We start from the raw sequence: 12668 nt of genomic DNA on the forward strand, positions 1-12668 counted from the left end.
TCCGCGTCCCCGCGTCGTCGACCCGGTGACGCATCCATAGACTCGCCCCGGCGGGGGCCCGAACGACGAACGGCGAACAGCAGTGACTTCCGAGCAGCCTTCCCCCGAGCATCTCGACCCGGCCGAGCTGGCTCGGCGTTTCGAGGAACACCGCCCGTATCTGCGCAGGCTCGCCTACAGCACCTTGGGCAGTCTGAGCGACGCCGACGACGTCGTGCAGGAGGCGTGGCTGCGGTTGCAGCGCCAGTACGAGACCGGCGCCGCCGGTGAGATCGACAACCTGCGGGCATGGCTGTCCACCGTCACCGGCCGGCTCGCCCTCGACCACCTCGGCTCCGCCCGGGTGCGCCGCGAACAGTACGTGGGCGAATGGCTGCCGGAGCCGGAGGTGACCAGCTGGGAGGACCCCGCCGACCGGATCACCCAGGACGAACGGGTCACCACCGCGCTGCTGGTCGTGCTCGAGTCGCTGTCGCCCGCAGAGCGCACCGCGTTCGTGCTGCAGGACGTCTTCGGCATGAGCGGTCCCGAGGTCGCCGAAGTGGTCGGCCGCACCCCGGCCGCCGTCCGCCAACTGGCCTCCCGGGCACGCAAACACGTCGAGCAGGGCACTCCGCGCTTCCCCGCTTCCCCCGACGAGCAGAAGAAGGTGGTGTCGGCCTTCGCACTGGCCTGGCGTTCCGGCGATCTCAGCGCCCTGCTCGGCGTCCTGGACACGAACGTGAGCCTCACCGCCGACGGCGGCGGCAAGGTGCCCGCGATCCGCCAGCCCGTGCACGGCGCCGAGCTCGTGGCCAAGTTGCTGCTCGGCTGGTACCAAGTGGCGGGCGGCTGGGGCCGCACCGTGCTGGTCAACGGCCAGCCCGGACTGGTGGTCTTCGACGGCACCCACACGGGGGTGTTCTCCTTCACCGTCGACGCCGGTCGTATCGTCGCGATCGACGTGGTGCGCAACCCCGACAAGCTGCGTGACCTGCCGACCACCGGCGAGCCCGACTGGTACATCGGCGGACGCCGCGCCGAGCGGGAGTAGTCAGCCCGCGACGCCGAGCGGCCGCGAATACCCGTGCGCGGCCGCGACTTCCGCCGAGAGCAGCCGCCCGGCGTCCGCGGTGAGCCCGTGCGCGAGATCGGGGCGCCTGGCGCATGCCTCCTGCCAGCCGAGTTCGGCGATCGCCCGCACGTAGGGCAGGGTCGCGTTGGTGAGCGCGATCGTCGAGGTGTGCGGCACCGCCCCCGGCATGTTGGCGACGCAGTAGAACAACGAATCCGCCACCCGGTAGGTCGGATTCGCGTGCGTCGTCGGACGCGCCGAGGCGAAACAGCCACCCTGGTCGATGGAGATGTCCACCAGCACCGCGCCCGGGCGCATATCGCCGACGAGTTCGTCGGAGACCAGCTCCGGCGCGCGTGCGCCGGGAACCAGCACCGCGCCGATCACCAGATCGGCCGACAGCACCGCGCGCCGGACCTCGGCGGCGTTCGAGGCGACGGTGACGATCCGCCCGTCGAAACGGGCGTCCAGTTCCCGCAACCGGTTCAGGTTGGTGTCCAGCACGCTGACGCGCGCGCCCATGCCGACGGCGACCGCGGCCGCGTTCGACCCCGCGACGCCGCCGCCGAGCACCACGACCTCCGCCGGACGCACGCCGGGGACGCCGCCCGGCAGCAGTCCGGCGCCGCCGAGCGGAGCCATCAGGTGATACGCGCCGACCTGCGCGCCGAGCTTGCCCGCGATCTCGCTCATCGGAGCCAGCAGGGGCAACGATCCGTCGGCCGCGCGCACCATCTCGTAGGCGATGGCCGTGATGCCCGAGCGCAGCACGGCGTCGGTGCATTCGCGTGACGCGGCCAGGTGCAGGAAGGTGAACAGCACCTGCCCCCGGCGCATCCGCGGGTACTCCTGCGCGATCGGCTCCTTCACCTTCAACACCAGTTCGGCTTCCCGCCACACCTGGTCGGCGTCGGGAATCAGGCGGGCTCCCACCGCGGCGTAGGCGGCGTCGGGGAATCCCGATCCGGCCCCGGCGCCCGCCTGCACCAGCACCTCGTGTCCGTGCCCGGTCAGTTCCCCCGCGCCCGCAGGCGTCAGGGCTACCCGGAACTCTTGCTCCTTGACCTCCCGTGGTACTCCGATCCTCATACCGTCATCGTCGCCCCGGGCCGGGGTCCGCGCCACGACCGACGCGCCGGACGCGCACGGCGACCATCCTGACCCCGTGCCGTGGGCGAGTTTCTCGGCACGTTGTCCAGCTGGACGCGGGCGGGCCGGCTCACACGGTGGTGGTGCGCCCCAGCGGCGGAACGCGCAACTGCTCGGCGCGGCCGCCGTAGCGGAAGACGTGGCCCAGATAGTCGAGCGTCTCGCTGAAGTGCGCCCAGCCTTCGGCGTGCACCGGCACGATCAGCGCGTCACCGAGCGCTTCTGCCGCCTGCAGCGCGGTGCGCGCGTTCAGGGTGACGTCGGTGTCGCCGAAACGGCCGATGTTCGCGGCGCCCACATTGAGCACCGCGATATCGATGCGGCCGATCCGCTCGGCGATCCGGCGCACCAGCTCGACCGACGCGTTGTCGCCCGAGACGTACACCGTCGGCTCGCCTTCGGCGCGCAGCACGAACCCGGTGACGACTCCGCTGAACGGCTCGCAGCCCTCGGGGCCGTGCAGGGCCGGCACAGCGGTCACCCGCACGCCGTGCACCGTCACCGTCTCCCATTCGGCCAGCCCGCGCACGCCGTCGATGCGGGTCGCGGCACCGGGTGTGGACAGCACGGTCGGCACCGTGGTCAGCAACTTCCGGCCGGAGTCGTCGAGGTTGTCGGCGTGTTCGTCGTGCGAGAGCAGCACCACGTCCACGGGGCCGATGTCCTCCTGCGATACCGCGGGCCCGGTGAGTTTGTGCAGCGTGACGGGGCCGGGATAGTCGCCGGGTTCGTCGAAGGTGGGGTCGGTCAGCCAGGTGCGGCCCGCGTAGCGGAACCACACCGTGGGGCCGCCGACATGCAGGAGTTCCAGGCCGGTGCGTTCGATCGTGTTGCTCATGCCGTTGATCTTGTCTTGCCCGTAAGTCCGGAGACAGTGGCCCGCGAGCCGCTTACCGTTAAGATCGGGCCATGCGTACGGTGGCCGTCCTCGCTTTCGACGGGATAAGCCCCTTCCATCTGTCCGTGCCCAGCCTCGTCTTCGGCCGGGTCGGCGTGGAGGGGCCGGCGCCTTACCGCGTGGACGTGTGCGCCGAGCGCCCCGGAAGACTGCGCACCCCCGCCGGATTCGACATCCACGTCCAGCACGACCTGGAGACGCTGACCCGCGCCGACACCGTCGTGATCCCGAGTTGGCCACTCGGCGAACCGCTGCCCGCCGACGTGCGCGCCGCCGTGCGCGCCGCCCACGCGCGCGGCGCGAGAATCGTCGGGCTGTGCCTCGGTTCCTGGGCGGTGGCCGCCACCGGCCTGGCCGACGGTCGCGAGGTCACCACCCACTGGGCCTCCGCGGCGGAACTCGCCCGCGCGTTCCCCGCGGTCCGGGTCCGCGCCGACACGCTGTGGTCGGATCTGGGCGACGTCGTGACCTCCGCCGGGGTGGCCGCGGCGCTGGACTGCTGCCTGCATCTGGTCCGCGGCGATCTCGGCAGCAAAGCGGCCACCGAGTTGGCCAGGGCACTGGTCACCGCCCCGCATCGCAGCGGCTCCCAGGCGCAGTACATTCCCGTCGCGGTGCCCGACGCCGCCGACGACGATCCGATCGAGCGCGCCATGGTCTGGGCGCGCGCGAATCTCGGCGACCCGCTCGACCTGGACCGCTGGGCCCGCGTGGCGCTCATGTCCCGGCGCACGTTCACCCGCCGCTTTCGCGACCGCACCGGCACCAGCCCCCAGCAGTGGCTGCTGCTCCAGCGCACCGACCGCGCGCGCCTGCTGCTCGAATCCACCGCCGACACCGTGGAACGCATCGCCGCCGACACCGGCTTCGGCACGGCGGTGAGCTTGCGCCACCACTTCCACCGCATCCTCGGCACCAGTCCCGCCGCCCACCGCGCCAGCTTCCAGGGGCAGCACCGGCCTGCCGCCCCGCGGGCCATGAGCGACCCGGACAGCCAGGCCAGCTAAGTTCGTGGCCATGCGGATTCAGCTGGGCGAACATGCGCCGGAGATCGATGAGAGCGCGTGGATCGCGCCGAACGCCACCGTGATCGGCCGCGTGCGGCTCGATGCCGAAGTCAGCGTCTGGTACAGCGCGGTGCTGCGCGGCGACCTGGAGACCATCGAGGTCGGCGCGCGCAGCAATATCCAGGACGGCTGCGTGCTGCACGCCGACCCGGGCTTCCCGCTGACCGTCGGGACGGGTGTCTCGGTCGGGCACAACGCGATCCTGCACGGGTGCACCATCGGCGACGACGTGCTGGTCGGCATGGGCGCCACCATCCTCAACGGCGCCGTGGTCGGGCCGGGCAGCCTGATCGCGGCCAACGCGCTGATCCCGGAAGGCGCGCGGATTCCGCCCGGCTCGCTCGTGGCGGGCGTGCCCGGCAAGGTGCGGCGCGAACTCGGCGCCGAGGAGCAAGATCGCATTCGCCTGAATGCGACTGTCTACCTAGCAAATACAGCCCAACATCGCACGGCGAATGAGGTGTGAAACAGGACACACTGATCAAGTGTCCAATAAAGATCGCTGATAGCATTCAGCCAGCGTGCCCGGCGACCCGGGCTCTCCTGTCGACACGGTCGTCGTGCGACTTGTAGCGCAGTGGGGAACCCACCCGGGTCGGTGGGTGGGCGAGCGTGCAGGCAGGAGGTATCACGGTGTCGTACGTGCAGTCGGGTGTGCACGGGCCCAAGGGCCGGATCAGCGTCGCCGACATCGCGGCCCAACCCGGCGGAGTCGAGGCGCTCCAGCGCCGGGTTCATGAATTACGTTCTCGCGGTGTCGATTTCGCCGCGAATGCGATCGAGAAGGAAATGGCCGAGCTGGATCTGCCGCGCCAATGACTTCGCCGCCACGCTCACCGCGGGTCACGTTTCCGCGGTGAGCGTGGCGAGTCCGGCCGTGGTGTGCTGATCCAGCGCCATCAACGCGGCTCGTATTCGTACCGGTTGCCAGCTGCCGTCCACCCGGCGCAGACGCACCGTTCCCTCGGTGCGCCGCCGCGCCAGGTCCCGCGACATGGCCTTCGCGGTCGCCAGATCTTCCGTATGAATCTGCGGTCTCGGCTGTCCCGGCAGATCCGCCCAGGCGACGTCGGGCATGGGCGGCCCGATCCACCGGATCAGCCGCAACGAGCGCAGGTCCACGATCGCGCGGTACTCACCGGGCTCGGTGGCGGCCTCCAGCACCGTGTACTCGAGGATCGTCGGCGGCGGAGCGGCGGAGACGGCCGTGGCCGCGCCGATGTCCTGGGTCACGCCGCGCAGCAGCACCCGCCGCTCGCCCGCGTCATCCGGCTCGGCGACGATCCGGCAGGCGAAATGCCCGGCGCGCAGGGCGTCGTCGTCGCGCCGGATGGTCCAGACCGCCTGATGTTCGGTGCCGGGCGCGGAATTGACGATCTTGGCCAGCGCCTCGCTCTCGTCGCGGTTGGTGACCAACCGGGTGAACGCGCCCGCGATGGCCAGTTCGGCGGCGCGGTTCTGCGGCGCGACGCCGTACAGGTCCAGCAGGTCGATGCTGCGCACCGACCGGTTGTTCGTGAGATCGAAGTACCACGCCCCCATCGGGTCGGGCGCGGCGACCGGCTCCTGCCGGGGACCGACCCACAGTCGTACGGCATGCGCCCGCCCGGGCGCGATGAGCAACGGCTCGGCCCGCACCGTGCGCCGCCCGTCACCGGAGACGTGCGCGACCGGCGCACCGGTGGCGCATACCCGCCGCAACGCCGCCTCCGCGTCGGCCCGCGACAGCGGATTGCGCACGATATTGCCCAGCGGCACGAACGACTTCGGCGTGGAACCCACCGCGATCACGCACCCCGGCTCACCCGAAAAGCACTCGAGCAAAAGCCATTTCGTCACCACAGGCACCCCAGCGCGCCATCATCGTCAAGTCGCCGTAACTCGGAATATGTTCGGCCGGTTGTCATTTCGCCCTCCCCGTCGCCGACCGCGCCACCCGCGTGCGGTCAGGAACGGAATACCATGTCCAGCACCTTCTCGTGGCACGACCCCGCGATTCGTGTGACCAGGTCCACAGCGACGGCGTCGATGCCGACCAGCACCTTCGCCTCGCCGCGCGCGACGCCGCGCAGGATGCTCCGCGCCGCCGCGGCCGGGCTGGTCCTGGCCACGTGTCCCTCGAATCGGCGCACCACCTCTGCCGCGTCGACGCCCGGCGCGACGCTCGCCGACCGGGCGATGCCGGTGAGCACGCCGCCGGGATACACCCCGGTGACCCGCACCGAGCCGCCCGCCGCCCGCATGTCCTGCCGCAGCGACTCGGTGAAGCCGCGCACGGCGAACTTCGCCGCGTTGTACGGCGCGTGCCGCGCGACGGCCACCAGTCCGAACGCCGAAGACATATTGACGATGTGGGCGCGCTCGGCGGCCAGCAGATGGGGCAGGAACGCCTTGGTCCCGTTGACCACACCCCAGAAGTCGACGGCCATCACCCGTTCGAAGTCACCGAACGGCGACTCCAGCACACTGCCGACGTGCAGGATGCCCGCGTTGTTGAACAGCGCCTCGACCCGCCCGAATCGCGCGACGGTCCGCTCCGCGTACGCGAACACCGCCGCGCGATCGGTGACGTCCACCGTGCTCACCGACGGCTCGCGGCCGACGGCCGCGCACAACTCCCCCGTCTCGGCCACGGCCTGCGCCGACTTGTCCGACAGCGCCAGCGAGGCCCCCGCACCCGCCAGCGCCACCGCCAACGCCCGGCCGATTCCAGCGCCCGCGCCGGTGACCGCTACCACGCGGTTCGCGAAATACCCCATGGCTCAACCCCTTTCCGCGCCGGCCGAAGGCGCGGCCGGACGCCGACCACAGGCTAGCCCCCCGATTTTGGACACGCGACCCACTCCGTGTCACCGCGCCGACGGCCGATGCCGGGTCACGCCGCGCCCACCCAATGAAATAATGGACTTCCCCGTCCGTCACCCGTCGCGATGCCGCGCCCACCGGCCACCGCCCGGCGACCGCGCCGAACCTACTGGAGATCCGATGCCAACCATCTCGCCCATGTTGCAGCGCATCCTCGAGAAGCCGGTCGCCGACGGCGAAAAGCTCCTGGAAAGCGCGCTGTCGGCCTTCTTGGACTTCGGCATCAAGCGGACCAGCATGGGCGAGATCGCTCGCCGCGCCGGCATCAGCCCCGCCACCCTGTACCGGCGCTACGAATCCAAGAACGACCTGGTCGAGGCGGTCAGCGTCCGGGAGGCGCAGCGCTTCGTCGCGGCGATCGAGAAGCAGGTGCACACCGTCTCGGGCAACGACGATCAGCTGGTCGAGATCTTCGTCGCGTTCATCAGCGCCATCGCGGGCAACGAACTGCTGCGCAGGCTGCTGCGCACCGAGCCCGACCTGATCCTGCCCCGGCTCACCACCGAGGCGGGCCCGATCCTCGCCGTCGGCCGCGACTACCTGGCCGAGAAGCTGCGCGAGCTACGGGATGCCGGTGGCACGCACGACTTCGACGCCGACCTGGTCGCCGAGATCATGGCCCGGCTGGCGCTGTCGCTGGCCCTCACCCCCGACGGCCTGATCCCGGTCAGCGATCGGGACGCGGCCCGCGAGTTCGCCCGGCGCACACTGCTGCCGATGGTCGGCGTCCAGGTCAGCGCCTGATCCGACGCCGAACGCCGCGGCCACCCGCTCGTCCAGCTCGGCCCGCGCCACCGGGTCCGCCGCCCGGCCCTCCACGAACTCGCGCACCAGATCGATCACGCGCGCCGACCGGGCCGTCGCCGGATCGGGCACCGGCAGCCGGGACACGTACTGGGTGATCCACCGCCGCCTGCCCGAGTACAGCCGATTGCCGCAGACCACGTCATAGAACCGCAATCCGAGCGCCGAGTTGGCCACGCCCATCAGCAGATAGGCCAAGCGCGTCGCCTCGGCGGGCGCACCGGCCAGATCGGGCAGCGAGATCCAGTAGCAGTCGCCGTTGACCACCGCGCCCGAACTGTCCAGCGCGAAACGCGGCCGATCGCTGATGTCCGGGAAGACCAGCTTCGGCTGCCGCCACAGGTGCGGGCGCTGCGGAACCCAGATCTCGTACCAGGCGCGACCGCTGTCGATGACATAGCGACGCCCGGCCAGCGTCGCGCGATGCGACCGCAGATACGCGGCCGCGCCTGGGTACCGGCCGAGATCGATCGGCGTGCGGCGGGCACGGGCCAGGTCGTAGGGATACAGCACGCGCACGTCGCGGGCGCGGGTGGCTCGCCACGGTGCCAGATCGTGATGGGTGATCAGGTCGAGCAGCAGTTCGGGCTCGGGACACGGGTCGGCCTGTGCCCAGCGGTCGGAGATGAACACGCGGTCGGCGGTCGTCTTGATGCCGACCCGGATGCGCGCCAGCTCACCGAAACTGCGCCAGGTCGCCCCCGCTATCCGCGCCAGCCACGCATCGATCGCGTCGTGCGACATCCGCCACGCGGTCTCCGGCTCCCGCGCCACGCCCCGGGAAATCCTCCGTCCCACCGTGCGTTCCGGCGCGGCGCCAGGACTCTCCTCGCGACCACGACCGGCTCCGGCGTCCGCGGGCGGCCCGCACTCGGTCGCCAACCTGCCGACCTCGACGGCGAAGGTACGGCCGTTGTACTGGACGATCGAACCGCCCGGGTCGAGCAGCGCCTCGAACAGCGTCTTCGCACCGGGTGTTTCGCCGGTGACCTCGTAGGCGGAGGCATAGCGGCAGCCCTCGCCGTGGTTTTCGCGGCGCGCGATGGTGATCGCGGGCAGTACAGCGGCGGTGAACAGTTTGGTGTCTCCCAGGTCGTACAGCTCGACCGGAGCCAGATCGGTCAGCAACAGCCGCCGGATGTTCGCGCCCGCCTTGGTGGTCAGGAACCGGTTGGCGCACAGCAGGCCGAGCACACCTCCCGCGGCCAGCAGCCGGGGCAGCGTCGCGACGAACGGGTGGGTCAGGTCGATCCGCCCGCGCAGACCGAATCGTTTGCTCAGCAACTGCGCGGTCGGCCCACCCAACTGCTGGGTTCGCACATACGGCGGGTTGGTGATCACCGCGTCGAACGAGCCGTCGGCGAGCCGCGCCTCGACCGCGAGGAAGTCCGCCTCGCGCCAGTGCACGGCGATCCCCGCCGCGCGGGCGCGCTTACGGGCGATCGCGAGCGCGCGGGCGTCCAGGTCGTAGCCGATCAACACCAGACGGATGCCGGGAAACCGGGCGGCCACCTCACGGTGCACGGCGAACAGCAATTCGCCGTCGCCGCAGGCCGGATCGAGCACGCGCAGGACGCCGGCGGCCGACGGCTCGGCATGGCGCAGCAGCCGTTGCGCGAGGAACCGGGCCAGCACGGGCGGCGTGTAATGCCTGCCGTGCCGTTTGCGGTCCCGCGCGGCGGGAGCTTCGGACGCCATATCGGGATTCTGCCTGCTGCGACCGCGCCCGTTGCCGCAACGCGGGCAACACTTTTGCGCGACCGCGCGCGTCGCGCTCGACTCGCCCCGTTCCGGCGACGGCGGATCCCCCCGGCTTTCGCGCCACGGCATTCGATGCTAGCGTTCGGTCTCGAAATAAGACTGCCAAAGGAGGCGGGGGAATGACCGTGACGACCGACGACTTCACGACGCTGGCCCGAGTGCTCGACGACCGATGGACCTGCAGGCAATTCCGCTCCCAGCCCGTCGAGCGCGACACCATCCGCGCCCTGTTGCGGCTGGCCCAGCGGACGCCGTCATGGTGCAACACCCAGCCTTGGCAAGTCGTGGTGACGGAGGGCTCCGGAACCGATCGCTTCCGGAAGGAACTGCTCGAACACATCGCGACGGCGACACCGGCGCCGGATTTCGAGTTCCCCGCCCAGTACACCGGCGTCTATCGGGACCGCAGGCGCGAGTGCGGAAAGCAGCTGTACGACAGCGTCGGCATCGCCAAAGGCGATCACGAGAAGACCATGCGGCAGGCCGTCCGGAATTTCGAACTCTTCGACGCCCCGCATGTGGCGATCGTGACCACCGAAGCCGATCTGGGCGTCTACGGGGCGGTGGACTGCGGCCTGTACATCGGCAGTTTCCTGTTGGGCGCGCAGAGCCTCGGGCTCGGCGCGGCGCCGCAGGCGGCACTGGCCTCCTACTCCCCCTTCCTCCGCGAGTACTTCGGCATCCCGGAGCAGCGCAAGGTCGTCGCCGGAATCTCGTTCGGATATCCGGACCTCGATCATCCGGTCAACGGCTTCCGCACCACCAGGGCCGACGCCGACGAAGTCACCACCTGGTTCGCCGACTGACCCCGAGGGCGCGCCCGCCGCTAGCGCGCGCTGCCCGCGGTCGCCTCGGCGCCGGTGACGCCCAGCAAGCCGGGGCCCGGCGCCGGGGTGACATCGCGCGCGGTGAGTTCGCTTCCGCACGAATCGCATTCGAGCCGGACGTGCGCCTCGCCCGTGCAATCGTGATGGTTGTACCGCACCGGGGGGCCTTCGGGGGCCATATAGGTGTCGCCCCAATCGCGGATGGCCAGCAGAATCGGGTAGATGTCGTGGCCTTTGGGGGTGAGGCGGTACTCCTCGTGCGCGCCGACGGCGGCCTTCTGCTTGACGAGGATGCCGTGCTCGATCAGCCGGTCCAGACGATCCTGCAGTCTGCTGCGCGAGATACCGAGTGCGCTCTGGAACGCGTTGAACCGACGGATGCCGGAGAAGCACGACTTGAGAATCAGCAACGTCCAGCGGTCACCGAAGATCACGAGCGGGCGCGTGATCGAGCACGGCACATCGGCCAGTTCTTCGTAGCGCACCTCCCGATGCTACCGACCATCGAGCCGCTCCCGCCCCGTGAGACCTCACGATTTCGCCGCTCGGACTGCGTGCGACACCCCAAAACCATCGAGTCCACACCGCCGCCGGGATACGAAGTCGCCGAACGCGAAGCGGGCCCCGCAAACCGACACGGTCGCCGCAATCTCCCGATTCGAGAGCGTTGCGACGACCGCGTGAACCCACGTGTGCCGGGCCCGCTTCAGCGCGTAGTTCAGAGCGGAATGTTCTTGTGGTGGCTGGCGCGGGCCGGGGCCGCGGCCAGCGCGGCGGCGATGATGCTGCGGGTCTTCGCCGGGTCGATGACCTGGTCGACGACGCCGATGGCCATGGCGCGCTCCACACCGCCCGCGATGCGCTCGTGCTCGGCGGTGAGCCGCTCGTGCAGCGCTTCGCGCTCCTCCTCCGGCGCGGCCGCGAGAGCCTTCTTGTGCAGGATGCCGACCGCGGCCTTGGCGCCCATGACGGCCACCTCCGAACCCGGCCACGCGTAGACCGCCGTCGCGCCGAGCGAGCGGGCGTTCATCGCGATGTAGGCGCCGCCGTAGATCTTCCTGGTGACCAGCGTGACCCGCGGAACGCGCGCCTCGGCGAACGCGTGCAGCAGCTTCGCGCCGCGCCGCACGACGCCTTCCCACTCCTGGCCGACGCCGGGCAGGTACCCCGGAACGTCGGTGATCACGATCAGCGGAATACCGAACGCGTCGCACAGCCGCACGAAGCGCGCCGCCTTCTCCGCGCTCTCGGAGTTCAGGCAGCCGCCCAGCCGAATGGGGTTGTTCGCCAGCACGCCGACGGTGCGGCCGCCGAGGCGACCGAGACCGGTGACGATGCTGCGGGCGTACCCGCCCTGCAATTCCTCGAACGACGACTCGCCGTCGACGTTGTCGAGCAGCTCGTTGATGATCGGCTTGACGTCGTAGGCGCGCTTGGCCGACTCCGGCAGCATGGCCTTCAGGTCCACGTCGCCGTGCTCGGCCGCGACCAGATCGAATTCGCCCTGCTCGGCGAACATCGACACCAGCCTGCGCGCGCGGTGCAGCGCGTCGGACTCGTCGTCGGCCACGATGTGGGTGACGCCGGACTTCTTACCGTGCGTCTCCGGCCCGCCGAGAGTGGCCATGTCGACCTGCTCGCCGGTCACGCTGCGCACCACGTCCGGGCCGGTCACGAAGACGCGGCCCTCCGGAGCCATGATCACGATGTCGGTCAGCGCCGGGCCGTAGGCGGCGCCGCCCGCCGCGAAGCCGAGCACCACGGAGATCTGCGGGACCAGGCCGGACGCGCGGACCATGGCCTCGAAGACCTGGCCGACCGCGTGCAGCGCCTCGACACCCTCGGCAAGGCGAGCGCCACCGGAGTGCCACAGGCCGACCACGGGGACACCGGAGTCGATGGCGGTGTCGATCGCGTCGACGATGTGCTTGCAGCCCTCCACGCCCATCGCGCCGCCCATGACGGTGGCGTCGGAGCAGTAGGCGACGGTGCGGACGCCGTCCACCTCGCCGATGGCGGCGAGCACGCCGGACTTGTCACGCGGGTGGAGCGGAAGAATGGTGCCCGGATCGAAGAAGCGCTGGAGCCGGCCGAGCGGATCGCGCGGGTCGGTCGCCGTCTCCTGGTGCAACGCGGGAGCGATGATTGTCATCGCGTTGTCTCCTCATTTCAAAGAGCGTGCCGCTGCCGCGGCTGCGTATGTCGAAACACGGCGGGGCCGAGCCAATCGAGATGGCCGGCCC

12 protein-coding genes and 1 pseudogene are annotated in these 12668 nt (G+C 70.7%); 6 read left to right on the forward strand and 7 right to left on the reverse strand.

Annotated features, from left to right (window positions below; translation table 11 throughout):
• Positions 1 to 82: 82 nt before the first annotated feature.
• Positions 83 to 1033, forward strand: a complete 951-nt coding sequence (sigJ, locus tag ACWDMM_RS18130; RefSeq protein ID WP_357108924.1) for an RNA polymerase sigma factor SigJ — start codon at positions 83 to 85, stop codon at positions 1031 to 1033.
• Here sigJ and ald read toward each other — a convergent pair whose 3' ends face one another.
• Together ald and ACWDMM_RS18140 are read right to left on the reverse strand one after the other, a co-directional pair.
• Positions 1034 to 2143, reverse strand: a complete 1110-nt coding sequence (ald, locus tag ACWDMM_RS18135) for an alanine dehydrogenase (protein WP_195077731.1) — start codon at positions 2141 to 2143, stop codon at positions 1034 to 1036.
• A 130-nt stretch (positions 2144 to 2273) separates the two neighbouring features.
• The gene (locus ACWDMM_RS18140; protein WP_195077730.1) at positions 2274 to 3041 is read right to left on the reverse strand and encodes an MBL fold metallo-hydrolase; all 768 of its coding nucleotides are present in this window, start codon (positions 3039 to 3041) and stop codon (positions 2274 to 2276) included.
• A 71-nt stretch (positions 3042 to 3112) separates the two neighbouring features.
• Between ACWDMM_RS18140 and ACWDMM_RS18145 the strand changes: the two genes are divergently transcribed.
• The 3 genes from ACWDMM_RS18145 to ACWDMM_RS18155 all read left to right on the forward strand — a co-directional run bounded on the left by ACWDMM_RS18145 (position 3113) and on the right by ACWDMM_RS18155 (position 4987).
• Positions 3113 to 4108 (forward strand): GlxA family transcriptional regulator, encoded by a 996-nt coding sequence (locus ACWDMM_RS18145; protein ID WP_357108920.1) that lies wholly within the window; start codon positions 3113 to 3115, stop codon positions 4106 to 4108.
• Between the two features lie 10 nt (positions 4109 to 4118).
• Positions 4119 to 4634 carry a gamma carbonic anhydrase family protein gene (locus tag ACWDMM_RS18150; RefSeq protein WP_357108917.1) on the forward strand — a complete coding sequence of 172 codons (516 nt, stop codon included), beginning with the start codon at positions 4119 to 4121 and terminating at the stop codon, positions 4632 to 4634.
• Positions 4635 to 4801: 167 nt separating this feature from the next.
• Positions 4802 to 4987 (forward strand): hypothetical protein, encoded by a 186-nt coding sequence (locus ACWDMM_RS18155; protein ID WP_039803648.1) that lies wholly within the window; start codon positions 4802 to 4804, stop codon positions 4985 to 4987.
• Positions 4988 to 5011: 24 nt separating this feature from the next.
• Here ACWDMM_RS18155 and ACWDMM_RS18160 read toward each other — a convergent pair whose 3' ends face one another.
• The gene (locus ACWDMM_RS18160; RefSeq protein WP_449938492.1) at positions 5012 to 6007 is read right to left on the reverse strand and encodes a GAF domain-containing protein; all 996 of its coding nucleotides are present in this window, start codon (positions 6005 to 6007) and stop codon (positions 5012 to 5014) included.
• A gap of 107 nt (positions 6008 to 6114) precedes the next feature.
• Positions 6115 to 6927 (reverse strand): SDR family NAD(P)-dependent oxidoreductase, encoded by an 813-nt coding sequence (locus ACWDMM_RS18165; protein WP_449938495.1) that lies wholly within the window; start codon positions 6925 to 6927, stop codon positions 6115 to 6117.
• Positions 6928 to 7270: 343 nt separating this feature from the next.
• On the opposite strand from ACWDMM_RS18165, the pseudogene ACWDMM_RS18170 reads away from it, so the two are divergent.
• Positions 7271 to 7672: pseudogene (locus ACWDMM_RS18170) on the forward strand (TetR/AcrR family transcriptional regulator); the annotation flags it as partial.
• Here the strand turns inward: ACWDMM_RS18170 and ACWDMM_RS18175 are convergent.
• Complete coding sequence (locus ACWDMM_RS18175; RefSeq protein ID WP_449938498.1) at positions 7595 to 9535, reverse strand: Eco57I restriction-modification methylase domain-containing protein; 1941 nt, start codon at positions 9533 to 9535, stop codon at positions 7595 to 7597. The pseudogene ACWDMM_RS18170 and the gene ACWDMM_RS18175 overlap by 78 nt on opposite strands.
• Before the next feature lie 182 nt (positions 9536 to 9717).
• On the opposite strand from ACWDMM_RS18175, the gene ACWDMM_RS18180 reads away from it, so the two are divergent.
• Entirely contained in the window at positions 9718 to 10404 is a 687-nt protein-coding gene (locus ACWDMM_RS18180) for a nitroreductase (RefSeq protein WP_195077725.1), read from the forward strand.
• Between the two features lie 20 nt (positions 10405 to 10424).
• Here the strand turns inward: ACWDMM_RS18180 and ACWDMM_RS18185 are convergent, their stop codons facing one another.
• Both ACWDMM_RS18185 and ACWDMM_RS18190 read right to left on the reverse strand, forming a co-directional pair.
• Entirely contained in the window at positions 10425 to 10910 is a 486-nt protein-coding gene (locus tag ACWDMM_RS18185; protein ID WP_195077724.1) for a winged helix-turn-helix transcriptional regulator, read from the reverse strand.
• 233 nt (positions 10911 to 11143) lie between these two features.
• Positions 11144 to 12577, reverse strand: a complete 1434-nt coding sequence (locus ACWDMM_RS18190) for an acyl-CoA carboxylase subunit beta (RefSeq protein ID WP_195077723.1) — start codon at positions 12575 to 12577, stop codon at positions 11144 to 11146.
• Between the last annotated feature and the right edge of the window lie 91 nt (positions 12578 to 12668).

Source organism: Nocardia sp. NPDC003726 (assembly GCF_053586955.1).

Excerpts from the sequence above, each read along its gene's own strand:
- ACWDMM_RS18175 (WP_449938498.1), bottom strand. The coding sequence starts at position 9,535 with ATGGCGTCCGAAGCTCCCGCCGCGCGGGACCGCAAACGGCACGGCAGG.
- ACWDMM_RS18190 (WP_195077723.1), bottom strand. The coding sequence starts at position 12,577 with ATGACAATCATCGCTCCCGCGTTGCACCAGGAGACGGCGACCGACCCG.
- ACWDMM_RS18145 (WP_357108920.1), top strand. The coding sequence starts at position 3,113 with ATGCGTACGGTGGCCGTCCTCGCTTTCGACGGGATAAGCCCCTTCCAT.
- ald (WP_195077731.1), bottom strand. The coding sequence starts at position 2,143 with ATGAGGATCGGAGTACCACGGGAGGTCAAGGAGCAAGAGTTCCGGGTA.
- ACWDMM_RS18180 (WP_195077725.1), top strand. The coding sequence starts at position 9,718 with ATGACCGTGACGACCGACGACTTCACGACGCTGGCCCGAGTGCTCGAC.
- ACWDMM_RS18140 (WP_195077730.1), bottom strand. The coding sequence starts at position 3,041 with ATGAGCAACACGATCGAACGCACCGGCCTGGAACTCCTGCATGTCGGC.
- ACWDMM_RS18165 (WP_449938495.1), bottom strand. The coding sequence starts at position 6,927 with ATGGGGTATTTCGCGAACCGCGTGGTAGCGGTCACCGGCGCGGGCGCT.
- ACWDMM_RS18150 (WP_357108917.1), top strand. The coding sequence starts at position 4,119 with ATGCGGATTCAGCTGGGCGAACATGCGCCGGAGATCGATGAGAGCGCG.